The sequence below is a fragment of the Streptomyces aurantiacus JA 4570 genome, from assembly GCF_000414115.1.
Classification (GTDB): Bacteria; Actinomycetota; Actinomycetes; order Streptomycetales; family Streptomycetaceae; genus Streptomyces; species Streptomyces aurantiacus_A.
In genome coordinates, this window is record NZ_AOPZ01000003.1 from 34,721 (window position 1) to 61,086 (window position 26,366).

22 protein-coding genes, 1 tRNA gene and 1 pseudogene are annotated in these 26,366 nt (G+C 68.5%); 19 read left to right on the forward strand and 5 right to left on the reverse strand.

The features are described from left to right. Positions 1-9: 9 nt before the first annotated feature. Together STRAU_RS39735 and STRAU_RS00345 are read left to right on the forward strand one after the other, a co-directional pair. Complete coding sequence (locus STRAU_RS39735; RefSeq protein WP_158691985.1) at positions 10-453, forward strand: IS5 family transposase; 444 nt, start codon at positions 10-12, stop codon at positions 451-453. A gap of 208 nt (positions 454-661) precedes the next feature. After that, positions 662-862 carry a hypothetical protein gene (locus tag STRAU_RS00345; RefSeq protein WP_037656782.1) on the forward strand — a complete coding sequence of 67 codons (201 nt, stop codon included), beginning with the start codon at positions 662-664 and terminating at the stop codon, positions 860-862. A 617-nt stretch (positions 863-1,479) separates the two neighbouring features. Here the strand turns inward: STRAU_RS00345 and STRAU_RS00350 are convergent. Continuing rightward, positions 1,480-4,908 carry a DNA polymerase III subunit alpha gene (locus STRAU_RS00350; protein ID WP_037656794.1) on the reverse strand — a complete coding sequence of 1,143 codons (3,429 nt, stop codon included), beginning with the start codon at positions 4,906-4,908 and terminating at the stop codon, positions 1,480-1,482. 877 nt (positions 4,909-5,785) lie between these two features. On the opposite strand from STRAU_RS00350, the gene STRAU_RS00355 reads away from it, so the two are divergent. Next, positions 5,786-8,518 (forward strand): hypothetical protein, encoded by a 2,733-nt coding sequence (locus tag STRAU_RS00355; RefSeq protein WP_078620863.1) that lies wholly within the window; start codon positions 5,786-5,788, stop codon positions 8,516-8,518. Positions 8,519-8,812: 294 nt separating this feature from the next. Here STRAU_RS00355 and STRAU_RS42135 read toward each other — a convergent pair. Continuing rightward, positions 8,813-8,935: transfer RNA gene (locus STRAU_RS42135), tRNA-OTHER, on the reverse strand. 205 nt (positions 8,936-9,140) lie between these two features. On the opposite strand from STRAU_RS42135, the gene STRAU_RS00360 reads away from it, so the two are divergent. The 9 genes from STRAU_RS00360 to STRAU_RS00400 all read left to right on the forward strand — a co-directional run bounded on the left by STRAU_RS00360 (position 9,141) and on the right by STRAU_RS00400 (position 19,696). Next, on the forward strand, positions 9,141-9,980 hold the full coding sequence (locus STRAU_RS00360; RefSeq protein ID WP_259299790.1) for a hypothetical protein: 840 nt from the start codon (positions 9,141-9,143) through the stop codon (positions 9,978-9,980). Between the two features lie 391 nt (positions 9,981-10,371). Further along, positions 10,372-10,926: a hypothetical protein gene (locus STRAU_RS00365; protein ID WP_037656787.1), complete on the forward strand. Its 555-nt coding sequence runs from the start codon at positions 10,372-10,374 to the stop codon at positions 10,924-10,926. A 63-nt stretch (positions 10,927-10,989) separates the two neighbouring features. Further along, entirely contained in the window at positions 10,990-12,054 is a 1,065-nt protein-coding gene (locus tag STRAU_RS00370) for a DUF6292 family protein (protein WP_016638209.1), read from the forward strand. Positions 12,055-12,910: 856 nt separating this feature from the next. Next, positions 12,911-13,267: a WYL domain-containing protein gene (locus STRAU_RS00375; RefSeq protein WP_016638210.1), complete on the forward strand. Its 357-nt coding sequence runs from the start codon at positions 12,911-12,913 to the stop codon at positions 13,265-13,267. A gap of 414 nt (positions 13,268-13,681) precedes the next feature. Then, complete coding sequence (locus tag STRAU_RS00380) at positions 13,682-14,941, forward strand: phosphoadenosine phosphosulfate reductase family protein (RefSeq protein WP_016638211.1); 1,260 nt, start codon at positions 13,682-13,684, stop codon at positions 14,939-14,941. A gap of 88 nt (positions 14,942-15,029) precedes the next feature. Next, complete coding sequence (locus tag STRAU_RS00385) at positions 15,030-15,755, forward strand: Mom family adenine methylcarbamoylation protein (RefSeq protein WP_016638212.1); 726 nt, start codon at positions 15,030-15,032, stop codon at positions 15,753-15,755. Positions 15,756-15,872: 117 nt separating this feature from the next. Continuing rightward, the gene (locus STRAU_RS00390) at positions 15,873-17,000 is read left to right on the forward strand and encodes a tyrosine-type recombinase/integrase (protein ID WP_016638213.1); all 1,128 of its coding nucleotides are present in this window, start codon (positions 15,873-15,875) and stop codon (positions 16,998-17,000) included. Between the two features lie 14 nt (positions 17,001-17,014). Further along, positions 17,015-17,341 (forward strand): helix-turn-helix domain-containing protein, encoded by a 327-nt coding sequence (locus tag STRAU_RS00395; protein WP_016638214.1) that lies wholly within the window; start codon positions 17,015-17,017, stop codon positions 17,339-17,341. A 15-nt stretch (positions 17,342-17,356) separates the two neighbouring features. Next, on the forward strand, positions 17,357-19,696 hold the full coding sequence (locus tag STRAU_RS00400; protein ID WP_016638215.1) for a hypothetical protein: 2,340 nt from the start codon (positions 17,357-17,359) through the stop codon (positions 19,694-19,696). A gap of 140 nt (positions 19,697-19,836) precedes the next feature. Here the strand turns inward: STRAU_RS00400 and STRAU_RS39745 are convergent, their stop codons facing one another. Next, positions 19,837-21,561, reverse strand: a complete 1,725-nt coding sequence (locus tag STRAU_RS39745; RefSeq protein WP_016638216.1) for a caspase family protein — start codon at positions 21,559-21,561, stop codon at positions 19,837-19,839. 2 nt (positions 21,562-21,563) lie between these two features. Then, positions 21,564-21,968, reverse strand: coding sequence for an effector-associated constant component EACC1 (locus STRAU_RS44615; protein WP_220450386.1), 405 nt, complete (start codon positions 21,966-21,968; stop codon positions 21,564-21,566). Positions 21,969-22,372: 404 nt separating this feature from the next. Between STRAU_RS44615 and STRAU_RS44370 the strand changes: the two are divergent. Then, positions 22,373-22,573: pseudogene (locus tag STRAU_RS44370) on the forward strand (IS630 family transposase); the annotation flags it as partial. A 479-nt stretch (positions 22,574-23,052) separates the two neighbouring features. After that, the gene (locus STRAU_RS00415; protein WP_016638217.1) at positions 23,053-23,499 is read left to right on the forward strand and encodes a DUF6884 domain-containing protein; all 447 of its coding nucleotides are present in this window, start codon (positions 23,053-23,055) and stop codon (positions 23,497-23,499) included. Between the two features lie 94 nt (positions 23,500-23,593). Here the strand turns inward: STRAU_RS00415 and STRAU_RS43305 are convergent, their stop codons facing one another. Further along, entirely contained in the window at positions 23,594-23,719 is a 126-nt protein-coding gene (locus tag STRAU_RS43305; protein WP_016638218.1) for a hypothetical protein, read from the reverse strand. A 284-nt stretch (positions 23,720-24,003) separates the two neighbouring features. On the opposite strand from STRAU_RS43305, the gene STRAU_RS00420 reads away from it, so the two are divergent. The 5 genes from STRAU_RS00420 (at position 24,004) to STRAU_RS42140 (ending at position 25,907) form a co-directional block, all read left to right on the forward strand. After that, on the forward strand, positions 24,004-24,396 hold the full coding sequence (locus tag STRAU_RS00420; protein ID WP_016638219.1) for a DUF3846 domain-containing protein: 393 nt from the start codon (positions 24,004-24,006) through the stop codon (positions 24,394-24,396). A 74-nt stretch (positions 24,397-24,470) separates the two neighbouring features. After that, on the forward strand, positions 24,471-24,728 hold the full coding sequence (locus tag STRAU_RS39760; protein ID WP_078620862.1) for a hypothetical protein: 258 nt from the start codon (positions 24,471-24,473) through the stop codon (positions 24,726-24,728). Continuing rightward, the gene (locus STRAU_RS00425; protein ID WP_016638221.1) at positions 24,709-24,927 is read left to right on the forward strand and encodes a hypothetical protein; all 219 of its coding nucleotides are present in this window, start codon (positions 24,709-24,711) and stop codon (positions 24,925-24,927) included. Before STRAU_RS39760 ends, STRAU_RS00425 begins: the two co-directional genes overlap by 20 nt. A 77-nt stretch (positions 24,928-25,004) precedes the next feature. Next, on the forward strand, positions 25,005-25,520 hold the full coding sequence (locus STRAU_RS00430) for a DUF6573 family protein (RefSeq protein WP_016638222.1): 516 nt from the start codon (positions 25,005-25,007) through the stop codon (positions 25,518-25,520). 192 nt (positions 25,521-25,712) lie between these two features. Further along, positions 25,713-25,907, forward strand: a complete 195-nt coding sequence (locus tag STRAU_RS42140) for a hypothetical protein (RefSeq protein ID WP_158691987.1) — start codon at positions 25,713-25,715, stop codon at positions 25,905-25,907. Positions 25,908-26,366: the final 459 nt, after the last annotated feature.

Sequence of the window (26,366 nt, forward strand, 5' to 3'; positions counted from 1 at the left end):
CATGGTCGGGTGCGTCGTCATGAACTCACCGACCAGGAATGGGAGTTGCTGGCCTCGTTGATACCTCGGGCCGTGACCGGGCGACCGCGTGCGGATGACTGCAGGGTGATCAACGGCATGGTCTACAGGATCCGGACGGGGATCGCCTGGCGTGATCTGCCCGAATGGTTCGGCTCGTGGAAGACCGTCTACACGCGCTTCCGGCGTTATGTACTGACCGGCGTGTTCACGCGGGCGCTCCAACGGATCCAGGCCCAGGCCGACGCCGCAGGTGACGTCGACTGGCTGGTCCAGATCGACTCCACGATCGTTCGCGCCCGCCAGCACGCCGCACCGACCGGCCGAAGGGGGGCAACGCCTTCATCGGCGTGCTGTAAACAGAGTTTCGTCGCGCTTTGTCGTGGAGGGAATACTCAGGGAATTGAATTATTCCGAGAAGTAAGACGGCTCTAGAATTCGGCGATAATTCGTGTTAGCTTTCCTGCGGGGTTCTGTACCGCCCTGAATAGGCTGCATCTGCGGGTGCCTAAAGCATTCCCACGGCTCCATTGGGCCCGACCGCAAGCACGAGCAGTGGCCGAGTTTCGCGTCCCGCGCGGCACTCGGCCGCTCGTGATGCAGTCAGGCCAATGCAGTCGAGCCGGAAGGTTTCTACCACGCAATGTGTAACCGAAGTCGCGTCAAACGCGGCCCGCTAGCCGAGCTGTGCAAGCAGCTCGGCCTCACGATCAGGCTCGCCCTGGTCACCCCCCGAGGGATGATTGCCCTGACAGTACTCACGGTCGTGTTCTTCGTCGGCCTCTACTTCGTGCTGCCTCTGATTCCCGCCTATGTACAGGTACTGATTCAGTACATCGCCTAACAATCAGGGGGTCTTGGATGCGGACAAGCAAGCCAAGACCCCCAACATAGCCTCGTCGTCATTTAAAGGCAAGTTTAAACGCCAACGAATCGGAGAGTCTAAAAGGGTAAGGCGCGATTGTCGTCGTAACAGTGCACCGTACTGCCGCGTCTTCCCCTGCGATGAACATGCTTGTTGGACATCGTCTACCCGGCACTTCGATGCCCAGGGATTGATGTTCAATAACCGACCGATTGCTGGACAGGCGGGCAGCGAGGGGCTACGACAGGCCCATCCGTCCTTCGGCTGCGACCGCGGCGGCCGCTCCGATTGTGCCCGGACCGTAGCGCTGGTTGAGGGCGTCTAGGACCGGCTCGATGCGCAGGCGTGCCTCCCATCTGCGCGATCGCCGCCGAAGGCGGCAGCGTCTGTACCAAGGGCGTGAACCGCCCGAGAACCTCCACCAACTGCGGCAGTACGCCGGGCTGACGCAAACGGATGTGGAAGAACACCTGCTGCCTCACACCCATCACGTCACTCCTTCCTGATCGCCGGCCACCAACGGCCCGCGGTCGGTGAACTCATCGGCCGACGGCAGGCTGAAGCGGAAGCGGAAGAGGCGGCGCTGTCCCATGACGTCACCCCGCGCTTCCCTGGCTGCGGTGGCCCAGGCGCCGCAGGTCGGCCGCGCGTGTACCGGCGGGCTGCAGGTCGGCGTAGGGGTGCAGCCGAGCCCCGGCGGTGCCGTCGGGGAGGGTGCGTGCCGGCGCGGCGGGCTGGGCGGGGGTGGCGGCGGGCGCGGTGCGGCCCAGGAGTTCCAGGGCGGCCTGCGGGCCGAAGTCGCGTCGGGCGGCGGCGACTTCGTCGAGATCCCACACCATCTCGCCGACCACGGTGCGTCGGGGGCCGCGGGCGGTGACGCTGCCGCGGACCAGGAGCAGGCCGCTGTGGAAGACGGTGTGCGCGCACGTTTCGTGGCTGTCGTCGAAGAAGGCGACGTCGACGAGCCCGGAGCCGTCCTCCAGCGTCACGAAGATGACGCGCTTGCCCGAGGGGATCGGCGGGGTCTGGGTGGAGGCGCGCACGCCGGCGACCAGCACCTTCTGCCCGGGCACCATGGCCTTCAGGTGGGTGGCGTCGGTCGCGCCGAGCTCGGCGAGCAGCCGGTGGTGATGCTCCATCAGGTGACGGGAGACGTCGATGGAGAGCACCTCCAGCTCGGCATTCAGCTGGTCACGGCTGCTCATCTCCGGCAGCCCGCTGGGCTGCGCGCTGACCAGGTCCCCGCCCAGCGGGAGCTGCCCGTCGGTGGCTGCACGAGAGCGCGACTGCCGGTGCAGCTCGGTGGCCTGCAGCAGCAGATCCCGCCGCGTCAGGTCGCCGGTGAGGCCCTCGAGGGCGCCGATACGGATCAGCCGTTGGGCGAGCGGCAGGGAGGGCCGGGCCCGCTGCCAGAGATCCTGCAGCCCGGCATAGGGCTGGCCGGCGGCGAGCCGTGCGGTCTCGGCCTCGCTGATGCCCTTGACGGTGGACAGCGCCAGCCGCACCCCGAAGCCCTGCTCGGTGGGCTCGACGCCGTGCTGCGTGCGGGAGTGGTTGACGTGCACGGGCAGGATGGGCACGCCGTGGCGGCGGGCGTCGGCGACGATGACGCGCAGCGGCCACATCCCCGGATCGTGCTCCAGCAGCCCCGCGTACAGGGCGGCTGGGTAGTGGGCTTTGAGGTAGGCGGACTGCAGGGCGGGCACGGCGAAGGCCACCGCGTGCGCCCTGCAAAAGCCGTAGGCGCCGAACGAGGCGATGATCTCCCACACCTCGTCCAGCACCTGAGGGCCGTAGCCGCGCTCGCCGGCGGTGCGGCGGAACCATGCCTCCACGCGCGGCAGCCGGTCGGCGTCGGCCAGGGCGCGGCGGGCGACGTCGCCCGCCGCCCGGTCGCAGCCGGTCATTCGCGTGAGGATCGCGATGATCTGCTCGTGCCAGATCACGACGCCGTAGGTGTCGGCGAGGATCGGCTCGAGGTCGGGGTGCGGGTAGCGGGGTGCGGCACCGTGCCGGGCGGCGATGAACAGCGCGGGCATGCCGCCGCTCACTGGGCCCGGCCGGAACAGGGAGATGTCGGCGATGACATCGGCGAGGTGGCGGGGCTGGAGCCGGCCCACGAGGTCCTGCTGGCCGGGGGATTCGAGCTGGAACATGCCGACGGTGTCGGAGGCTTGGATGAGTTCGAACGCGAGGCGGTCGTTGAGGTCGACGTGGTCGGGGTTGTCCAGATCGAGCTGGCGGCCGGTGGTGCGGCGGATCTCGGTGACGGCGTGCGCCATCGCCGACTGCATCCGCACCCCCAGCACATCCAGCTTGAGCAGCCCGAGGTCCTCGACGTCCTCCTTGTCGGCCTGCACCATCGGATATCCGCCCGGGGTGGGCTGTACCGGCAGCCGCTTCAGCAGCGACGCATTCGACACGATCACTCCGCAGGGGTGCATGGCGTACCCGCGCGGCAGCTTGTCCAGGCCCTCGGCGAGCTCCCACAACGGCCCGAACTCCTCGGCTCGCGCGGCGAGATGGCGCAGCTCGGGCAGCTCGGCCAGGGCCCCGCGGATATCCCGCGCCCGCAGATGCGGAAAGGACTTCGCTACCTCACCAATGACTTGCGGCGCGATGCCGAGCGCGAGTCCGGTATCGCGCAACGCGTGCCGGGCCCGGTACGTCTCGGGCATGCCGGTGACCGCCACCCGCTCCGCCCCGAACGTCTCGATGATCTTGTCGTAGACATCCAGGCGCCGCGCGGACTCCACGTCCAGGTCGATGTCGGGCAGCGTCCGGCGCCGCTCGCTCAAGAACCGCTCGAACAGCAGCCGGAAATCCAGCGGATTGGCCGTGGCCACGAACAACACGTGATTGACCATGCTCCCGGCGCCCGAACCGCGCGCGGCGACCCGCACGCCCATCGCCCGCACATCCGCCACGACCTGGGCGACCGCGAGAAAGTACGCCTCATAGCCCAGCCGGCCGATGACGTCGAGCTCGTAGTCGAGCTGACGCCGCGCCCGCTCGTCGGTGTCCAGACCGCGGGCGACCATCCCCGCCTCGCACCGCTGCCGCAGCAGCCGCATCCCCGCCCCGGCCCCCTCGCCGGCGCCCACGACCGACGGCTCGGGAAAATGCGCCCGCCCCAGCCCCAGCTCACCCGCAGTCAAGGCGCAGGACTGGCCGGTCGCCTCCGTCTCCGCCAGCAGCCTGGCGGCGCGCGAACGCTCCTCGCCCACGGCCTGGCTGATCCGCTCCGCGGCCGCCGCCATCGCGCCCGGGCCCTTCAACCAGCGCTCCCCTCCGTCCAGGGCTCGCCGGTCGATCGGCCGCAACAGCCGGGCCGCATCCAGCACATCGGCCAGCCGGTGCTGGCCCGCATCCGCGTACCGCACCGCATTGCTCAGCACCACGCCCACACCGAGCTCATCGGCCAGGCCCACGCTGCGCGCGGCCAGCCGGAGTGAGCCCGGACCGGTGCCCCGGCGCCCCAGCCACACCGCTTCCAGGCGCAGCCGCGGCCCGGCCAGCTCCCGCCACGGCTCCAGCAGCCGCGCGGCCAGGTCCGGGCGGCCGGCGGACAAGGCCCGCACCGGCTCCGAGGCCGGGCCGAGCAGCACCACCAGGTCACGGTCGGCATGCTGGTGCAGCACAGGCCAGGACACCACCGGCAGCGAGCCGCCGGCCTCGGCGTGCGCGGCCGACACCACAGCGCACAGCCGCGCCCACCCGGTGGCCGACTGCGCGAGCAGGGTGACGCGCAGCGGCGGCTCCACCACGTGCGCGCCGCCGCGCACGGGCGTGCGCACCCGGGCGGTGCGGGCGGGCGCCTCGGCCATGGGGGCCACGGCGACGTCGACGCCGAAGACGGGCCGTACCCCGGCCGCTGCGCAGGCCTTCGCGAAGCGGACCGTGCCCGCGACGGTGTCCCGGTCGGTCAGTGCCAGCGCCGCCATGCCGCGCTCAGCCGCACGCTTGACGAGGGCGTCGGGCAGGGACGCGCCGTAGCGGGCGGAGTAGCCGGAGGCGACATGCAGATGAGTAAATCCACGGCCCTGTACCTCCTGCTTCCCGCGTGTCCCTCCCCACGACCTGCGTCTTCTGAGGCATCCACCATAACGCAGGAATCGAAGAAACGTTCGAGCGTCGTGTGTGGCATGTCTTCGGGCGGTGAACGGCGTGAGGCGACCGAGCCATCCGGCCGCCTGGCAAATGTCAGCCGGCGCAGGTCGGGCCCCGCCCGCGCTGTCGGGCCTGGGCCCTGTCAGTGAAACCGGCGGCCGCGTCAGGGCCATCGACAGCAGCAGCCCGGCGTATGGCCCGCCGGTCGTGGCTTGGCAGGACTCAGTCGGCAGCCAGCGGGGCTGTGTTCGGCTCACGAGGGCGTGCCGCCCGAATCGCGCGTGGGCAAGCCTCGCGGAGCGGCCCCGCCGCACAGTTGCTCCCACGGTGGTCTGCACGGTTGGCCGCACAGGCGGTCCCGCGGTTGCACCGGGAGTGCGGCCGCGGGTGGGGGCCTGCCCTTCCTGCATGCTGACGTTTTCGCTGGTCAGTGGCTGTGGGCAAGCCCTTCCTGGACGCCGACACCTCTTTCTCCGCGTAAGTCGGAGGAAGAGGACTTAGCTCAGTACGGGCCAGCCCGCCCCAGAGTCCAGCCCATCTCGGCTCGGCTTGGTCGTCCCGCGGGAGCACGGTCGTTTCGGGTGGCCGCCAGCCCGTCCAGGGGCCCCGCGGGCGGGTGCTTGCGCCCGCGGGCGCGGCTTCGCGCGAGCCGCTGACCAGCGCAGACTCTCGAAGAAGTGCCCGGAACCCCTTCCAGGAGTGATGAATATGCGGTATATTTCTCTCGTTGGGTTGGTCGGTGGCACGACCCCCAACACCGAAGCCACACACCCCATCACGGAGGACTTCCCCATGTCGCACACCGTCAAGATCACCACTCCCGCCCGCCACGCCATGGCAGGGCACGACCTTACGGACGCGCGCACGATCCTCGCTTCGGACGCTGACCTGTACCCGGCGCGGCAGCGGCAGAGCACGACGTGCCGCGCGGTTGCGTACTCCGTCTACTGCCCCGCGACGGACCGGTACAGCCTGGTGACGCTTGACGGGCGTTGGATCATCCCTGGCAAGGAGGGGTACAAAACCCGGGGGCCGGTGCTGACCTACGTGCGGAAGAACGTCGCGACCGTGGTGGCTGGCGCTCCGGAGGCTCCGGCGGTCGGGGCTCCGGCCGTCAAAATCCCGGTTACGCCCCCAACACAGACCCCGGAGACTGCCCCGGCGGGCACCCCGGAGAACGCGCGCCGGTTGATCAGCGCGAGCGAAACCGGGCGCGCCTACGTGACCGGGAACGGCGACCGGATGCGGATTGAGTCGACGGACGGCCGCATGGCGTACACGCTGCGCACGGTGCCGGAGGAAGGACACCAGGAAGCCAAGAACGGCTTTGCCGCGTGTGTACGGGAATTCGCCGGTGAAGTCGCCCGGTACGGGGCGGGCGCGCCGAAGTGGCGCAAGCGTCCGCTCAGCATGTGGCCGGGCAAGCCTCCGCGCGCCAAGGAGTTCACTCCGGTCGACTACGCCCCGGGCGTGATGCTGGCATGGACCGTGGACGGGGCCCGGTACACGGGGCAGGTGTGGGCGAACCGCATCCGGTCCGGGGAGTGGAACGGCAACCGAGGCCAGACCTCGGCGGTCGTGGTGGCGACAGTTGACGGCCGTCGGGCACGGCGTGATGAGGCCGTATGCCTGCCGTTCGTGCACGGCTCGACCCGGAAGCGCGCTTACGCGTTCGTGGCGACCCCGCGCGGAAACGCCGATGTTGAGGTGATCGCACCGGAGTGCGCGTCCGACGGTCTGTTCGACAGGGTGGCCACGACCGGTGACCCGATCGAGGAGTGGGAGGCAGAGGGCGGTTACGTACCGGGTGTCGAGCCTGCCCCGGAAGCCGCTCCGGCCGACACCGCCGCGCCGGAGGGCCCGGCAGGTGCGCACTGCCACCGTTGCGGCACCGACACCGTGTTCGGTGCGGAGTGCCGGACGTGTGGACGGGTGGACATCGTGACCGCACTCATGCCGTCCGGGCCGATGCTGTGCCCAGCGGAGGAAAAGGCCATGGCTACGGGCCATCAGTACTGCCCACGCTGCTTCACGGTCGGTGTAGCGCTGTACGCGACGACACTGCACACGGGGCCCGCGTACGTGTGCGCCGAGTGCTACACGGCAGCCGGGCGCCGTCTTCCCGAGGCGGGCCCGGCGCCGGTCCAGGCACCTGCCCGGGACGTTATCCGGGCCGCGCGGGCAGCGCGCAAGAAGGCGGAGGAGTCGGGCGCGAGCCTCGGCGAGATTCACCGCGCTGGAGAGGCCGCGCGCAAGGCAGCCGCCGTGGCGTACGGGCAGCGTCCGGCCGACGTGATCAGCGACCCGTGCAGCGTGGACGTGTGGGAGGACGAGGGCGGGGCGTGCATCGGCGTCGACCGGCCCAGCGCACCGGGCACTGGATGGCGTGCTCGGCCCGTCGGCACCGACCCTTCACCGGAAATGGATACATGTACCGCCCCGGCCGTAGACGTCACCCCGGTACGCCCCGACGCCGTGAGCGACTCGGGGGCCATCGACACCTGGGACGGCGAGGACGGCGCCGTGACCGGAGTCGGTGACCGCGCCGCAGGGGAGCGGGGCACCGATGACCCCTACGCTGTCCATCCGGCCGCGCCCGAGTGGGCACCCGTGCCGGGCACGAACCGCCGAACCACTGAACTGACCTGCGCCGGGAGGCAGTACCGCGTCTATCACACCCCGGACACGGTAGTGCCCTACACCCTCGGCGACACCGACACCGACCTGGGACGGTGGGTCGGCCTGGACGACGTGCGCGCGATCATCCGGGCCGATCGCCGCCGGACCGCGGCCCTGGAAGCGGACCGCCGCCGGATCGAGTCTCAACAGCGGCGCGCAGCATGGAAGTTGGCGGCCGAGCGGCCCCAGACCCCCCTTCGGCCCACCGAGGACCGCCGCCGAGCCGTCGCCCGACGCGCTGAGGAGAAGCACCGGCCTGTTGCCGCCGAGCTCTACGTCTCACCGCTGACGGGAGCCGCAGTGCTGTCCTTTGTGTGCGGTACATGCAGGACGGCCGCGCACGGTGACTCCCTGCGGAGGCCGCAGGGGATCGAAGGCAGCTACCGCAGTCCCTTGGCCGTGGGGCAGGAGAAGATCGCGGTCCTGGTCGAGAAGCGGGGCTGGACCCTCACCGGTACCTGGACGGCCCACGGGACGAACGGGACCACCCTGCGCGCCCCCATTGCCCCGACTCCGGCCTACCTGGCATGGATGGAAGCGATGTACGGGCCTGGCCCGCAGACGCCGGAGGTGAACCCGGGGGAGTTCATCGCCCCTGTGCAGCGGGGGTGGTGGGACGTTGTGAGCGCGGAGGGGAACTGCTACGAGTTGACCTGGAGGCCGCATCTGACCGGTGCGAGGTGGAGCGTGCGGCACAAGAACAAGAGCGGCGACGGCTTCGAGACCGTCGCCACGGAGAGGCAGGCCAGCACCGTCCTGGCTGCCCTGCGGACCCACTCCGCCAAGAGCGCCGGGCAGCCCCGGGCCGAGTACCACGAATCAGTACACGTCCCGATTGCCAGTTGACGGCGCCCGTCTTGGGCCCGCCCACCGGGCGGGCCCAAACCCGCGCAGCAGCCCGAAAGGCAGCCGCCGGACCGTCCGCCCGGCCACCGCCCCGCGGGCGACCCGTTGCCGGACGATGCATAAGCGACAATCAGCCCGCCGCCCGGCACCAGGCGGCTTGTGAAGCTGCCCGAGGGCTGCGGCTTGCCCTTCAGCGGAGCGGCCCGGACCCTCATGCCTCGCCGGTGCCGATACAGGCGGTACGACGGCGACGGCCGGAGGCTCAGTGGCTCAGCACGGGCAACGGGCTGCGGGTGCAGAGCTGGTGGGATTCGAACCCACGGACAGACCCGGGCCAGGGTCGGCCCTGCCCGTCAGACCTGAACCGGGGGATCCCTCCCGGGCCAGGTTGCAATTGGCCGCTCTGCCACAGCCTGCACCCTGCAGGACCGCGCGATCCTGCTGGCCCAGCCTATTCCGGGGCATCACCAAATGCTCCGTCATTTTCTATGGTGGCACCGGCCGTGAGGTGGCGCCGCGCTGGCAGAACGAGCCGCGGCCTGAGCCAGCTCGGCCTTCCTCCGGTCTCCGCACTCGAAGGCGCTGTTGACCACTGAGACGGGGAAGTGGGTACATGTACCGGATGAGTGCGCGCATCAGATGGCAGGAGATCATCGACCGGGCCCGCGACATCGTCGAGGGATACGACGGCGGCGTGACCGTACGCCAAGTCATGTACCGGCTTGTCGCTGCGGGCCTCGTGCCGAACACGGCCCCCACGTACCGCAGGCTGTCCTCCCGGCTCGCCCAGGCCCGCCGGGACGGCCTCTTCCCCGACCTGATCGACACGATCCGCGAAGTACACGTCCCCCCGGCCTGGCAGGACACCGACGCGTTCGTGGCGGACATGCCCGCGTGGTTTCGCCTGGACCGCACCCGCGGGCAGGAACGTGCGCTGTACGTGGCAGCCGAGAAGGACACGCTGCGCCAGCTGCTCACCGGGTGGCTCGCCGAGTACGGCATCCCGGTCCTGGTGGTGCGCGGGTTCGGCAGCCAGTCCTACGCCGAGGTCGTCCGCGACCGCGTGCGCAGCGACCCCCGCCCCGCGGCGCTGCTCTATGTCGGCGACTTCGACGCCAGCGGCTCCGACATCGAACGCGACTGGGTCGTGCGCACCGACTGCTGGGAGCGAGTGGAGCGGGTGCTGCTGACGGACGGGCAGGTCCGCGAGTACCAGCTCCCGCCGGCCGAGGGCAAGAGAGACGATCCGCGCTGGCCCGGGTTCGCCCGCCGCTACGGCTTCGACCTGGACCGCCCCGTCCAGTGGGAGGTGGAGGCGCTCGAACCGGCCGAACTCAAGCGCCTGGTCCTGGAGGCCATCGACGTCTACATCGACCGGGAGGCCCTCGCCCAGGTCATGGCAGAGGAAGAGCAGCAGCGTGCTCGACTCGCTGGCATCCTCGGCCAGCAGCAGGACGGCTGAACCAGCGCACGGACTCGGCCATCGGGAAGAGCCGGTACAGCGAAATCGGCCCTGGGCGGGGATCAGGCTGAGACACTGGCCCTGCCCCGCCGCTCCCCCGTCGGCGGGGCACCTACGCTGCAGGGCAGCTGGGAGGCACGACGAAAGAAAGCGGCCGGCGCCCAATCCGCCGAAGCGGGTGGCAAGGGCACCGGCCAACCGAAGACACACACCGCCCAGGACAGGAAGTGACCCGCACGGGTTGCGCCGTCCTTGGAGTGTAGCGGTGCGACAGGCACGAGGAACGCCTCCTTGCCCGCGATGACGTAAGCCCGGTAACTTTCTTTCGATGGGTGTGTTGTGGCAAGCGCACCACGGACCGAAGTCATCACCGTCGTCAAGGAGTTCCCCCATGCTGCACCGCGCTCGGCCGCGTGCCTCCGTGTTACCCCACGCCCGCGATGACGCCGGCACCGCATCCGTCGAAACCCTGCTCCTGACCGTCTCCGGGCTCACCTTCGGAGCCGTCCTCTGCTTCCTCGCGATCCGTGGGAAGGCCAAGTTCGACGCCTTCGTCGCCGGCCGCCCCGCACCGCCCTTCCTGCCCGAGGTCACCATCCCGTGGGGAACGATCGGCATAGCCGCCGGCGCCATCGCATGCGGCGCCATGATCACGGTGTTCGTGCTGGCCTCGCGGGCAGTGTCCCGGGAGTGCCAGGCGGAGCGCTGCAGCCGCGCCGTGCTCGAGGCACGCCACGCTCGCGTCCTTGAAGACCTCGGTGCCCACATCGTCGAAGACCCAGCCGGCCGCCGCTCCCTGGGCGAGCTGGAACTGCTCGAGGCCCTGACGGAGGCCCAGGACGCACGGATCGGCGACGACGATCACTACTACCGGGCCGCGGTCCGCACGCTCGAAGCCCAGTGGAAGGCCACCGCCGCTGACCGCACGCCCGCCCACACCGCATAACCCATCCGTCCCTTGCTCGGAACGCCGACGCCGGCGCCCTGCCCAACCGACCAGGAGAGAACGATGATCCGCGCCGGACGCCGGAAGTACGCCCAGACCAGCGACGATCTCGCCAAGGCGATGGGCATCAGCATCGGTACCTTCCGCAACAAGCAGCCCTACACCGCCAAAGACTTCCCGCCCACGATCAGTTCAGAGGATGCGCGGGTGAAGCTGTGGGACAGCCAGCAGACCGCCGCCCACCTGGCCGGCCGCCCCGTCCCCGCCCTTCCGGACGAGGACGACGACCAGGACCTCCTCGACCGCAACGAGGCTGCCGCCGAACTCGGGGTCACTCCCAAGACCTGGGACGCCTACAAGACGCACCCCCAGATCTCCCAGCACCTGACCAAGATCAAGGGCGTGGAGCACTGCCCGCGCGGCATCGTGAAGGCATTCCGCACGGCGAAGGGCGACAGTGCGGAGGCCGGGCCCAAGGGGCGTCCCAAGGGAAGCGGCGACATGGTTCCGCGCGATGAGATCTCCGCCCGGGTCGGCGCCCTGCTCGACGAGGACCCGGCGGCCACCATCGCAACCGTGCAGGAGCGTGTCGGCCTGTCCTATGCCGCGGCCGCGCGGGCACTGCCGCGGCTGCGGGGAGAGCGGATCGCTGACCTGCTGCAGGAGGCGCCGCATCTGACCTCCGAGGACGCCGCCGCCCGCCTCGGCTATCCAACGGCGGTGCAGCGTACGGCCCTGGCCAGCGCCGCCACCGAACTGCGCGCCCGGCGGGTCCAGCTGTACCTGCAGCGCGTCGCCGACGTCCTGGTCGGTGCAGGCCTGGCCGCGCAGCAGGACGTCCAGGTACATCGACTGGAGGGCGAGGTGCTGGCCGCCGCCGTGCTGCTCAGTGGAACCGGCTCGCCCGCCCTGGTGTGGGATGAACGCTACGGCTGGCGCACCGCCGTCAGCCGGCGCCACCCCATCGGCAAGGAGACCGGCACCCCACCGGAGGGCGACGACATCCGCTACCTGAGCGAGGAGCAGCAGCCCGAACCCGCCGATCTGCTTGCCGCGCTCGCCGACCGCCGGCGCGGCTCCCGACACCCCAAGACGATCCGCCCGGCCGGTACCGTCCTGCACGGGTGAACCCGCAGCAGTACAGCGGGCCATCCAGGAGGCCCGTGGAAGACGATCCGTTGCTGCGCTGGAGAACCTCAACGACGGCGACCCCGCCATTGGCGGCGTGGTGGCTTAGCCACAAGCGTCGCCGTTCTCGTGCGTGAGTACCGCAACGCCCGAACGCGATTTTGAAAACGTCGGGGCCTGGACACCCGCGGTGTCCAGGCCCCGACACGGCATGCTCCTCTGGCGATCCGCACCCTACTCAGACACCCGTTGCAACCGAGGAGTTCTCGCAACGCTCCTCAAGGGCGCGGGACGGGCGTGTCAGGCGCCTCGGGCACGGGGTACAGCGCGGCCTGGGCAGCAAGTTCAGGAGTGAGATCCTGCGGTGAGACCGCGCACGTCCCGCCGTACGTCCGCGCCCACTTCATCGCGGCCCGACGAGTGCGCTCCCGGCGAAGTAGTCCGTCCTCCTCATCGTGCACGAACCAGTCACAACGGCCTCGCGCTGAAAACCAGGCGCGTCGGATTGCTGTCGGCTGCAGCCACACGTTCGGACCCCTCTCGCTCTCGAACGCTCGCAAGCGTCGTGCTCCGTGCGACGTGCTGTCAACCACCGCAGACGCCCAGCTATGGGCCGCTTGCGAGAAGCTGACGCAGCGAGAACGTGAGCGCCGCTCGGCGGCCGAGAGCCGCGAGGTGCGCCCTTGCCGTTGGTGACGTGCGCTCGGTGGTCGCTGAGGGTGCATCGCTGACGTGGCAATTCCCCCCGGAAACAGGCGTGTCCCCTCCCCTTCGTGTTGTTAGTGCTGTATCTTTGTCTTGCGGGTTTCGTGGCAGAGCCCACCACCGAAGACAGACACATCCCCAGGGAGACTCCGTGCTGGACACGATGAAGAACACCGCCCACCAGCCGCTCACCGACACCCTTACCGACCTTGGCCGCGCCATGGACGAACAGCGCGCCGTCACCATCGCGTACGCCGACGCGGACGAGGCCCCCTCCATCCGCACCATCGAGATCCACGACATCGTCACCGGCGGCGACGGCGCCGTCTTCGTGCAGTCCATGGACCGCCTGAGCGAGAGCTTCCGAGGCTTCCGGGCCGACCGCATCCAGATGTACATCACCCTCGACGAGGCGTACGTCCTCGACACCCCCACCATCCCGCTCCCAGTGCGCTTCACCGCCCTCACCGACAAGGAGTTCGTGGCCCTGGAGCTGGAGCGCAACTGACCGCACGCGGCACACCGCCCGGTGCCGGGCCCGCCGTACGGGCCCGGCACCGCGGCCGCCGCCTCGGTCGGTCTCCATCGACACGCTGCACCGGCTGCGCCGCGAGAGCACGCAGCGCGCCGACCGGCAGCGTCGTGAGGACTATGCCCTCTACCTGGAGCGGAACGGCCTGGTTCTCGACGAGGACGGCGAGGCCGTGCCCGCGGACGTAGTGCCGCAGGCCCGGCCCGCCGCGGAGGTCCTCGGACTGACGGCTGCGTAGCGGTCTTACAGACGGTCCGGGCCTCAGCCCGGGCCGCCCTGGTCTACAGCTCCCAGCACATCCGACGAGACGAGTTGCACCCGGGCGCGGAGCAGCAGTGGCAGCCGCCCGCCCCCGGCCCGAACCGAAGACACGACACGGCTGAGGAACCCATGGAGATCACCACACGCCTGCACCTGCTGGACCTGGTCCGCAGGGCGCAGCAGGCGACCGCCGCACACACGGCCGCTGTGCGCGCCGCCGCCCGAGCAGCAACGGCCACGGCCCAGGCCCGCGCCCACGCCGACGAACTCGCACAGCAACGCCCCACGGCCCAGGACCCCGAGCAAGCCTCCGACGAGCTGGATGAGGCACTGGCGGAATACGCCGACCGCCTCCGTCGCCTCCAGTCCGCAAAGAACAAGGTGGCCCGCACCTTCCTGGCCGCTCGCACTACCAACCGCACCCTCAGCGCCTCCTACGCCCGGCACGCCCGCGGCCACGCCCGAGCGACCAGCCGCGATGAGATCGCCGCCGACCTGCTGGACGAACTCGCCGACACCCCACTTGAGATGATGGATGCCGCGCACGCCATCCTGGTGCAGTCCAGTGCCGGCAAGGACTCGCTGGTCATGCTGCACCGGATCGCAACCTGGGCCGAAAAAGCGGGCTGCCTCCACAAGGTCGTCGTGATCCACATCGACCTGGGTGAAGAGTCCGAATGGCCGGGCGTCCGCGAGCTCGCCCAGCGCCAGGCCGAACGCTACGGCCTACGCTTCCATGTCCTGCACGCCGAGGGCGGACTCCTCGGACTGGTCGAGAAGCGCGGCATGTGGCCCGACGCCGCCCGCCGACTGTGCACGGCGACCCTGAAGCGGGACGTCGCCAACAAGCTCCTGCGCCAGATCGCCGCCGAACTCGGCCTCGACGCGCAGGCCGTCATCCTCAACTGTATGGGGATCCGAGCGGCTGAGTCCCCCGCCCGCAGCAAGAAGCAGCGCCTGGCCATCGACATGCGCACCAGCGCGAACAGCCGCCTAGTCCTCACCTGGCACCCCATCTTCGAGGTGACGGACCGAGACATCTGGCAGGAGATCGCCACACGCGCCCTGGAGTACCACCCGGTCTACGACGCCCTGATCCCCCGCCTGTCCTGCGTGTTCTGCGTCCTGGCCCCCTTCGCCGTCCTCGTGCGTGCCGCCCGCCTGTGCTGGGCCCTCGGCCTGCCGCTGCCCGCCCGCTACCGCGACCTGGAAGCGAAGATCGGCCACCGCTTCAAGCAGAGCCACAGCCTCGCAGAGGTCTACGGCGAGGCCGAGCGCCTCGAACGCGAGGAAGGCCCTCTGGTCTGGAACCGCGGCGACGCCCTCCGGCAGCACCTCTGCGACGGCGCCGCCGACAACTACCTAGCCCGCATCGCGCTCGCCGCCTGATCCCCATCCCCCAGTCCTCCCCGGAGCCGCCGATCGGCCACGCGGCGCTGCCCCTGGGCGGACGGCCCTTGCCCGCAAGGAGATCCACATGACGTGCACCGACGCCTTGAGCTCTCCGGAGCACCTGCCTTTCACGGTCCAGACGGAGATCCCGCCCGCATCCGACTGGTGCCAGAGGTGGCAGCAGCGCACACCCTCGTGGCGGCACGCCAGCGAAGGCGGCTTCGACGCCCGCCGCTACACGGTCGAGCCGCTCGCCGAGGAAGAGGCCAAGGCATTCGTCCTCCAGCACCACTACTCCGCCTCCTACCCCTCGGCCAAGGAGCGGTTTGGCCTCTACCTCGCCGCCGGGGCAGAACGCCGGCTGTGCGGCGCAGCGGTATTCGGCGTCCCCGTCAGCGAAGCCGTGCTCACCAAGCCGCTGCCGGAGCTCCGCCCGTACGACGAATCCCTGGAGTGCTCGCGCTTCGTCCTGCTGGACGAATGCCCCGCCAACTCGGAGAGCTGGTTCCTCGCCCGCTGCTTCGAGGCCCTGCTCACCCACGGTGTGCGCGGGATTGTGTCCTTCGCCGATCCAGTACCACGCCGGAGCAACACCGGTGCCCTGATCGCGGTGGGTCACGTCGGGACGATCTACCAGGCGTCGAACGCGGCCTACTGCGGCCGGGCAACCGCGCGCACTGTGAAGCTGTTGCCGGACGGCACGGTCTTCAATAGTGGAGTACGCGCGGGTTCCCGCCATGGCCCCGTGATGGCGGGAGGGCCATTTCGGCAGGTGAGTTGGGGTGCTTGCGTCGTTCACTCGATGGCGTGAGATCTCCGCAGTAACTCGCAGAATCTGCGAGTAGCGCCCGTAATCTACGGCTTCGTGTCAGATTCTGAAAGTCGCCTGCTGACGCTCGTGCGCCCGGACCCGGACCCGAGAGTCCCCGTGGACCCGGCCGGCGTGTCGGTGGAAGCCGGGCTCGCGGACGTGGTCACGCTCCAACGGCGTCGCCAGGCCCGGATCTCGGTGCACGACGAGGAGAGCTTCTTCCTCGACACGTTGTCCGAGTACCAGTGGGCGCGCGATGCGGCAGGTCTGGCTCCGGCGACGCTGGACGGGCTGATCAAGCCCGTGATCGAGGTCTGTGAGTTCTACGGCACGGTCCCTTGGCAGCTGACATCCCGCGAGGTCGATCGGTACTTCGCCGGCCCGGGCAAGCGGGCCCAGTCGACTCTGCGCGGCAAGATCAACAAGATCGACGCGTACTTCGCGTTCCTGGAGCAGCGTTACGTCGGCGAGATCATGCGCCGCTTCGGTGCTGCCGTTGAGTCGCCGATCGATCCGTTCAACCGGCCGCGTCACCGCGGGGACTTCGGGCTGCGTATCCCGCCGTCGCAGACGGCGATGAAGGACTTCTTCGGCCGGTGGCGCGAGGATCTGCCGGACACGCGGAAGTACGCGGTGGCCTGCCGCGACTATGTGATGACGAAGGTCGCCTACCTCTCTGGCGTCCGCGCGGCAGAGCTGTGCGGAGTGTGTTTGGGCGACATCCACTGGGAGCACGGCCAGTGGGGCCGTTTTGTCGTTCTGGGCAAGGGCGCTCGGGGCTCGGGTCCCCGCCCGCGGGAGGCGTACCTCTTCCAGGAGGGCCGGGCCCTGCTGTGGTGGTACATCGAGGAGGTACGGGGCGAGTTCGGGGACGATGCCGAGCACCCGCGGGCGCCGCTGTGGCCTTCGGAGCGCAAGTCGAAGGCGATCGCCGACTTGAACGTGCCGATCGCGCCAGCGATCGTGCCCTCGACGTTCCGCAAGGCGTTGCACACTGCGGCCGCGAACTACCTGAGCGGTCCGGTCACCGACCTGTTTCCACATCTGCTGCGGCACGCTTGCGCGACTCATAACTATGAGCGGGGAATGACGCTTTGGGAGGTTCAGAAGGTCCTCGGGCACGACTGGGCCACCACGACTCTTCGGTACATGGCGACTGCGCACGCCGACCCTGAGCTTGCGAATTTGGCCGCCAGCTCGCGTGCGGCTCAACGACTGGTGATGGACAAGGGGAACCTTCGGTGAAGTGGAATTTGCGGATGGTGGCCGCCCAGCGGGATTTGTGGCGGCCGACGGAGGTGCTCGCCGCTTTCCAGCAGGTCGGGTTCAGTCCGTCACTGAGCAAGGTGGCCGCGCTGTGGAGCGGCACGCCGGTCACCGTGCGCCTGGATGATCTGGACAAGATGTGCGCCGCGCTGAACTGCACGGTCGCCGACCTGCTCCAAGCCGAGCCGCTTGCAGCGATGGAGGCTGCGCCAGAGTCGGAACGGCGGGCGGTCGGCGCCGAGGAGGAGCTGCCTGGGCCGGTGCGTCCGGTACCGCGCGGACGCCGGGGCAGCGGGCCGCGCTCGCTTCCGCCGAGCTGACGGGTCAGGGCGGCGATGGTGAACGAGCGGGGCACAGCTCGCAGCTGCGAGCTGTGCCTGGGCTGGTCGGTGATGTACTGGAGCCGGGTCTGCGTGGCTTGCAAAGCGTGGAAGAAGGCTTATCCCGCACGCGGGAGGTGTCCGCGCTGCCGTCACGAGGCGCACCTGAACACCGACGGGCTGTGTAAGCCGTGTCTGCAGGCGATCCGGATTGAGGACGACGCCGAGTGGGCGCTTGGCCTGGACGACGCGCGGCCTCGGGATATCCAGCTGCTCGTGGGGGCGTACCGCGACCACACGACCAAGGCCCGGCCGCTGGTGCGGGGCAGCAGCACTGGCGCACGCGTGCAGCAGGAGTGGTGGAGGAAGCTGAAGCAGCAGCGCGAGGCCGCCATCGAGCAGCCGACCGTGCTGGAGCCCGGTACGCGAGGCCAGATCCCGCTGTTCGCCATGGAGCGACGGCTGACCGAGGCAACGGTCAGCGCTCTGGTCGGCCGGTCGGTGGCCGGCTGGCAGGCGGCCCGCCAGGCGATAGCGCAGATGGCAACCGAGCACGGGCTGAGCTCGGGTTGGATGTACAAGGTCTCGGAGATGGTCCGGCTCGCACTCGCCGTGCGGGAAGCCGAAGGTGCCGAGCGGCTGCCCGAGGCCATGTTGCGGGATCTGCTAGCCAATGGTGACGCCGTGCGTCAGATCCTGCTGTGGGCTGGACTTCTCGACGAGGCTCCCGAGCCGATGCGGTTCTCGCGGGCTCGTCAGCCCATGCGGACCCCGTACCTCACCGCTCCGGCACCGCTGCCGCCCCGGCTGCCGCGCCAGTGCCGAGACTGCCACGCGTGGATTCCAGCCGGGCGGCGGGCTGGGTTTGTCTGCGATCCGTGCCGGCATTGGAGGGAGCGGCCCGGGCGGGGCAGGTGCTGCCGGTGCGGCCGTGACGGGTTGGCCGTGCGCGACGGCCGCTGCCGCGGCTGCCACCCCTACCGCCTCCTCGACCAGGCCCACCCCGCCTCCATGCGGGCTACGCAGCTGGTGTTCGCGCTGCCGATGGGCAAGGGCGGCCCGTTCGAGGCGTTCCCTGTCGGCGACGACGAGACACCGGACTACGTCAAGCAACGGCCCGCTCTGCACATCGGCCGTGGACAGGAACCGCTGTTCACCGTGCGGCGCGACTGGACCCCGGTGCTGGCCCGGCTGCGGAACATGCCTTCGGGCGAGCCTCCTCTGTCCGGCCCCGCCCGGCGCCTGGTCAGGGAGTTCGCTCGTCATCGCCCCGACGAACGGCCGGAGTACCGCAAGAACATCCGCACACTCACGATCCTGCTGTACTGGCTCGGCGCGGAGGCGGCCCTTTTCGAACGCGACGTGTACGACCTCGCCCGGATCGAAACGAACCTCGCGGCCAAGCCCGTCTGCCAGTTCCTGCGCGCCTGCGGCCTGCTCGTGGAGGACCCCGAGCTGCATCGGGACGCAGACCTGGCGTGGATCGAATCGGCCCTGGCCGCCCTGCCGGAGCAGGTCGCGAACGAGGTGGGCATCTGGGTGAAGGCCAGGCGGGAAGAGGGCCGCCGCGAGGGCGAGCCCCGCGGGTACGACGGCATCCGCCGCTACCTCATGTTGCTCCTGCCCGCCCTCACCGCCTGGACCACGACGGCCGACGTGACCTCGCTCAGGCAGATCACACCGGACCACATCGACGAGGCCGTGGAAGGCATGACCGGCTACGCCCGCCGAGGGCTGGCCACAGCCCTACGCAGCCTGTTCCGCGCGCTCAAGCGCGAGCGGATCATCTTCCGCAACCCCGCCCACGGCCTCCCGGTCGGCGACCTCAAGGGCCTCCCGAAGCCCATCCCCTCCGACCTCCTGATGGGGCTTCTTGACCAGGCCAGGACACCGCTCGGCCGCCTCGTCGTCGCCCTGGCCGCCATCCACGCCCTGCCCGGGTACGAGATCCGCACCCTGCACACCGCGGGCCTGGACCTCTCCCGAGGCACCCTCGAAGTACGTCGCGGCCTGCTACGGCACACCCTCTACCTGGAGGAACTCACCCACCAGCTCGCCGCCGACTGGACGAACTACCGCCACCAGCGCTGGTCGGCGTCGACCAACCCCCACCTCTTGGTCAGCCAGAAGACCGCGGTCGACCCCGACCACCCGGCCGTCAGCCTCGGCACCCTAAGCGGAGCCCTTCCCCGCGGACTAACGCTGAGCGGCCTGAGACAAGACCGCATCCTCAACGAAGCTGCCGAAACCGCCGACCCACTCAGGCTCATGCGCCTGTTCGGCATCACCGAGCAAACCGCCATGCGCTATGTCACCGCCGCCCACCCCGAACGCACCGCCAAGATGACTCGATGACCATCGGCGCCTTTGAGGAGACCACACAGCAAGGAAATAGTCATGTGCTCGGCCATCATCTGCGAGAGCGTGTTGAGCTTCTCTTCGAACATGCGCGAGGTCCTGCCGAATCACATCCGGTGAACCAAAGCGGTCACGGACTAGCTGGGTCGACGCTCCCTAAGATGCAGATAATAAGCACAGAACAGTCCGAGATTCATGAGACCGAGGAGCAGATGCTCGATCCACAGCGAAGCATCGCTACGCAAGATGGAGTCATCGTAACCCAAAGTTGAAATGAACTGAATTTCGATTGACAGGGAAAAGGCCAGCCAACCCGCAGCTAATCCCGCCCCCAACTGACGGGACTGAATAGCCAGCCCGCCTACCGGCAAGAGGATGGCAAGAAGTGAAATAACCACACATCGGATTAGCCTCGACGTAACGTCATCCTCAAGGACTCTGATGTTGGTGTGCCAGCAAATAACAAATGCGACATACGCAACCATCAGCGCCAGCACGAGAATGACGAAAGGCATACCGCGTCGAGCGGGGAGCCCAATTTTCACTGATGGGAAGGTTCGGACCACAGTCACAAGTGCTGCAACTGCGGCTATAGCCAGGAGAGCCCTGCCGGCGATAATGACCTCAGGCGAGGGGAAAATGGAGTGGTAGAGGTGATTCGGTTCGTACAGGCTTACGGCAATAGCGAATGGGATACCTGCCGCATCTGCGGTGCCATACCCCAGGAGTGCGCATACACCTACCCATGAGCGAGCATCATCTCGTCGCGTAAATCGAAAGATGAGCGAACCTACAAGCATGTTGAATAGCGGCAACGTGATGTCGACCAGGGTGATTTCGTGACCCGGATCGCCAGTAACCAGTTCGCGGAAGCTAAGAGTTAGGGTAGGGCTTGCCGCTGACTCAATAAGCAAGAATAGGGCAGTTGATATCTGACCTAGCCCGTAGAGCCAGGTTGCAAACAGGGCGATCCAGCCGATATTCCGCAGAATTTTCCAGTCGCCCATAGGTTTTCTATTGGTCAAAGAGGTCGGCTGCAACTTAAGGGGCCGGATAATCTTCTGCCGTATGCGCGAGGGCACAACAGGGTGCCCAGCAACGGCCGCAGGAACAGGGGCTTCCGCCGAGGCGGCAGCATTCCGCACGAGGGCCAGTAGATCAACTGTGCCGGTGCCGCGTTGCCGAGGCGAAGGAAGTCCTCGAAGTGTGGTGGCGTGCAGAAGTCTGCGGTAAATCTCGCCATAGGTAAGGAGCTCTGGCCCACCGGGGACTCCTGTCCGGAGCAACTGAATCAGCTCCCCGGTGAAGGCTGTGTGGCTCGCACCAACCGGTGCCAGCGCCACGGAATTGACGGGAGTCGACGCAAGTACATAGGTTCCCTCGACCGCGACCTGACCAAGAATTGCTTCCTCCTCACCACTCATATCTTGGATGGCGCGGCCGCTGAAGCAGCAGTCGAGGATGACGACACGGTTGACAGCGGGACAATCGATGAGGACGTCGCGGATCAGGTCGAATTCCAGGGCGCTGACCCTTAGTTCGTCGGGATCAGTGTCAGTTAGGCCGAGGTAGAGCTCATTGCGCAATCCAGTCTGCCCATGTCCCGCGAAGTAGACGATCAGGGTATCCTCGGCGGCCCTCGCATACCGGCGTAGGATTCGGTAGACGGTGCGCGCATCCGCGGGATCAGAGATAATGATGCATCGCTCTTGAGGGACGCCGCCCAAATTGGGATCGGTAAGAACAGCAGCCAAGTCGCGGAGGTTGTTACTGACTGCGGGTAAGTCGGCCAGCTGAGACGACCGGTAGGTGCTGGTGCCGATCAACACGGCGTATGAACGGTGCGGATCAGGAAGGCGCATAGCTACCCGCCCTGGCCGTCTCCTGTCGAGGTAGACGACGCAGCCTCTGGTTCCCCATGGGCAAGCGCCAGGCGTACCAGTCGCTCTGCCTCAGCCGACTCCACTGCGGTGACCTTGATGCTTCGGCCATCAGCTGTGGTGATCTCCACTGCCGTGTTCCTGTCGCCGCAGGCAAGCCGCTGATTCAGCCAGACTGAGAGCGACTGACCTAGCAGCCCGGCGAGTGAACCGATAGTGCCAGTCACTACTCCTTCAACGACCAGCTCGCTAATGGACCCCATCGCCCCTGGCTGCGCCGGTTGGCTCATATGGCGGATACGACCGCGTAGTCCAGGTTCCTGTCGTAGCCAATCCAACAGCGATTCACCAGCCGTGTCATCCCCGGCTACCGTGATACGCACGTTCACCGACCCGCCCCCTCAGCAACGTCAGTGCGACCGGCTGACCCACCGGCGCCTTGCGCAACCGATGGTCCCATCCCAGGTTTACTCTTCGCAGCCATTTGGGCACATGGAGCGCCTGTTCGCCACATGAAAGAGCGACGCACCCGGAAACGGCCAGCGATCGGAAGGTCCCAGGCCAGGCGCTCTTTACGCCTGGCCTTCAGCCCCGGGGCCGTTCCGCTGCGGCAGTCGCTCGGCGGCGACGAGTACGCGACCAGGTACTACGCGCACGTGCGCGACCTGGCTGCGATGGCCGCCGAAATCGAGACTCTGCGCGAGAGTTAGCCCTCCGGCCAGGAAGGTGCGCCCGACTTGTGGTCACGGCGGTTGGGTGAGCGGTGACGTCCGATCCATCCGCTGGAGGCGCGATGGCCGAGCTTGTCCGTGTACCCAGGTTGACCGACCAGGAGGGGCCGAGGCTGCAGCAGAACGTACGCCGGGGCAGTACTAGTTCGGTGCGGTTCCGGCGCGCGATGATGCTGCTGACATCTGCCGGCGAGAAGCGGATCCCGGTGATCGCGAAGCTGGTGCAGGCCGACAAGGACACTGTCCGGGATGTGATCCATCGGGGCGCCTATGAAGCTGGAACTGACGCGTGGTTCGTGGTCCTGCCCGCGATCCGCGGGCAGGTTCGCATAGGCACGCGTCCAGGCTTTCAGGAACCCGCGCGCTTCCGCCCGAGCCGCCCAGAAAATCCGCAGGCAGGAACAGGGCCACGAGTACGCTGCCGCCCAGCTCATCAGGCTCGGCGCGCCAGTGCCGCGGGCCGGCAGCGACCCCGCGCTCTGGCTCCGAGACGCCCTGCTCGCCGTCGGCGCGCGGAACGTGAGGCACGCCGGTCCGCACCGGTACGTGTTTCGGCTCGGAAGGAACGGGCGCGAACAGGCGAGCATCCGGCTCGGGATCGACCGCCGCCCCTACCCGAAGCGCCCCGACCCCAACCTTGCGCGGCCATGAGCCCGCGGCGCAGCCACCCATGGCACACCCCACCATCCAACTCCGGCAGGACGCTGTGCCGGTGACTTCCAGGAAGGAGCCAGCAGGGCGCGTGATCGTCATCGTGCCCTGCTCGGCCGCCAAACTCGCAGTGGACCGTCTCACCCCCGCCTGCCGCCTCTACACCGGCTCGTATCACCTCATGTGCCGACGAGCCGCCGAGAGGATCGCCGGTCCCACCGGCGTTCTCGTGCTCTCCGCCTTGTACGGCTTCGTCCGGCTCGACGACGAACTCCTGCCGTACGAGCAGCGGATGGACACCGCCGGCCGCGTCAGCGCCGAGCAGCTGCGCGCCCAGGCCGCCGGGCTCGGCATCCTCGCTGCCCCCGACCTGATCGCCCTGGGCGGCCGCGCCTACGTCGACGCCGTCACTGCCGTACGGCCGGACACCCTGCGCCCTCTGGACGGATGCCGCGGCATCGGCGAGCAGCGCTCCCGCCTCGCCCGCCTGGCAGCAGCCGACGACCCGCTTGGCCTCGCTCGAGAATTCGCAGGCTAGGAGAGCTGCCACGGTTCGACACCGCCCGGGGCGGCTGGTGCATTGCGGGGAGAGGGCGCAGCAGTCGTCCAGGCGCGGCAGAGCGGGGACAGCATCAGTTCTCGCCCTGCCGGGGCGCGCCGCCGTACGTGCCGGTCGGCGGTGCGGCACGCTCCGCGCGCCGCACCACCCTCGCCGCGTGCCCGGTGGCTGCTCCGAGCCCACCGGGCCGCGCGCTCACGCGCTGCGGGATACGGCAGACGGTCCCAGCGCGCTCCGCGCCCTGCTCCCTCGCTCCGCGCTGCCGTATCCCTTGCCCGTGACGCTCCGCGCCACGGGGCCCGACACGCCCCGCGACGTGCCCCGGCAGGGTGTCTCAGAACCCGCTCTGGCCAGGGGAAATACCCCAAGGAATGGCGTGCCGCGCCTGCAATTTCTGATGCTAGTGCGGTATATTTGTCTTGTTGGACGGTCCTGTGGCAAGGCCCCAACACCGAAGACCCACACCCGAGTTCAGGAGCACCCATGCCCCCGACCACCACCGCGAGTGACAACCAGCGCTTCGCCCTGATCATCCAGCCCACCGGCGTCTTCCGCCTGCTGGCCTGGCTCCCCGTCAGCACCCCACACCACGCGCTGCGCTGCGAGACCGCGCGCCCGGTCGACCTCACCACCACCCTGACCCTCTGGGTCGACCAGGACGCCGCAGTGTATGGCCACAAGCCCAACAAGCCCGCCCACGGCCTCATCACTCTCTACCGGCCCGCTCCGCTGCCTTACCTCGGCGACGTCGCACTCACCGGCACCCCGGACACCGACGGCAGCCCCACCGGGCTCAGCCACGCCCAGGCCCTCGCGCTGGTCGACCTGTACCTAGACATGGCAACGGTCGGCCTCATGCCCCGACCGCGCTCCTGACACGGATCACGCGCTGGCCCTCGGGCTTATCCGGAGGCCAGCCCTGCAAGCAAATGGGCAGGAGGAACAGAACAATGCAGAGTGAAGCTGTTCAAACTTTCACCGTCATCGGCCTGCGTTCCGACGTCGACATGAGCGACCTATTCATCGCCGGAGTAATTACCGGGCCAGTCTCCGAAGAATTCGCAATTCTGGAAACCAGCGAAGAGGTATTCACCCGCTGGGCAATGGAATTCGATGCCACTGACCCCGATTCCGCAGCAGAACAGGCGTACGCCCACTGCCGCAACGGCGACGAAGAGGACGAGTCCCATGTATCTGGTGACAACTGACGCCCAGCTCGGCGCCGTCGTCGTCGCCCCGGAGTGCGCCGAGGACCTCAGCGACGAGACCCGCTCCGTCATCGAGAGGGCCGCCTTCACCTGGCGCCCCGACATCGAAGCCTTCACCCAGCCTGGCCAGGACCGACAAGCGGCCGCCCGCATCGCGCTTCGGCTCGTCCAACTCGGGCACGACGTCCTGGCTTGCTGACCCACCCGGCACTAACCGGCGGCGGGGGAGTGGCACCTCCGCCGCCGGGACCAACCGAAGACACCGAAAGGCACACCATGTCCAACTCTCTGGTCCCCGGCGCGTCCGACTACGACGGCATCAGCGAAGACGCCATGCGATGGACACCCGAGCAGGGGCAGCAAGGCAGCGCCGACGCACTCACCGAACTGTTCGGCGGGGACGTGGACGTCATCCACGCCTACACCCGCGCCCAAGCGATCGCCGACGGGGCCCTGGTCGACGTCCCCGGCCAGCTGGCCCGCGAAGCAGGCTTCACGGTCCCGATCGCCCTGACCGTCTCGGCCTGGGCGGACTGCGTGGAGTGGACCGACGAGGACAGCAACCGCCAGACCTCGCAGGATGAGACCGGCCGCCTGTGGGACGTCCTGAACATGACCCGCTTCGCCATCCAGCGCGGCTGGGGCAGGGGGAACAGCGTCATGGTCGAGCTTTACCGGATCCCGCGAGGCGGCAAGGTCCGGCAGCCCCGCCGCGTCCAACTGGTTGCCCACGTCGGGCCCGGCGACAACGCCGGGCCGGTGATGACGATCATGATGCCGGACGAGGACTGATGCCCTGGCGGCGGGCAGTCTCGGGGGACTGCCCGCCGTGTCCGCCGGCATTTTTGGGTCGGGTACGCCGTGGGCGTGGCTGCCCGGCTGACTGCCTGGCTCTGTGGGGCCAGCACTGTCCCATCGAACCCTGGCGGGAGCGTCCCCCGCCGTGAAGCTCTGAGGCAGAGGCTTATGGATGACATTGCACGGATGAGCGGCATGACGCAGGCCGATCGCGCGGACCGCGCGCGTACGGCGTGGGAGACGTACATTGCGGAATTCGGTGGTTCCGAGATCTGTGATCTAGTTTCAGATCTGCTCCACCTGGCTGATATTGAAGGAGAGGAAGGAGGATCCTGGACTCTGGCTCGAGCCGAGATTCATTACGCAGCAGAACATGAGTGAGAGGAAAGGGCCCGAAAGGGCCCTTTCTGCTTTTGGTGCCCCTTGCGTTTCAACTATTGGAAGAGAGGCGTTTTTTGAGGAACTAGAGAGTACCTGATGAGCAGTCAGGTTGTGATGTTCCTGAGGGGGCGTCATGCGGCGTCATGAGGAATTTGATGTGTGCTCGGGGATCGGCGTGTGCGTTCGTCTATACTGCCTGTACGTGTCTCGATATCAGACCTGAGTTTTACGTGGTGCCGTCACCGGAAATGGTAATTCGTCGCCAGGCTTAAAGGCCGACAGGACGAAACGCTCACCAAAGTATCGCTCGCTGTTTGTACCACGCCCCGCCAGGGGCATGCACCCCCCCTCACCCGCTCGCCCCCCGCACTGGTACGACCCCTCCCCTCGCATCCCAGGCCCCGGCAGGGGCCCCTGTCCAAGCCCTCCGAGCCCCACCAACTCACCCACCACACACAG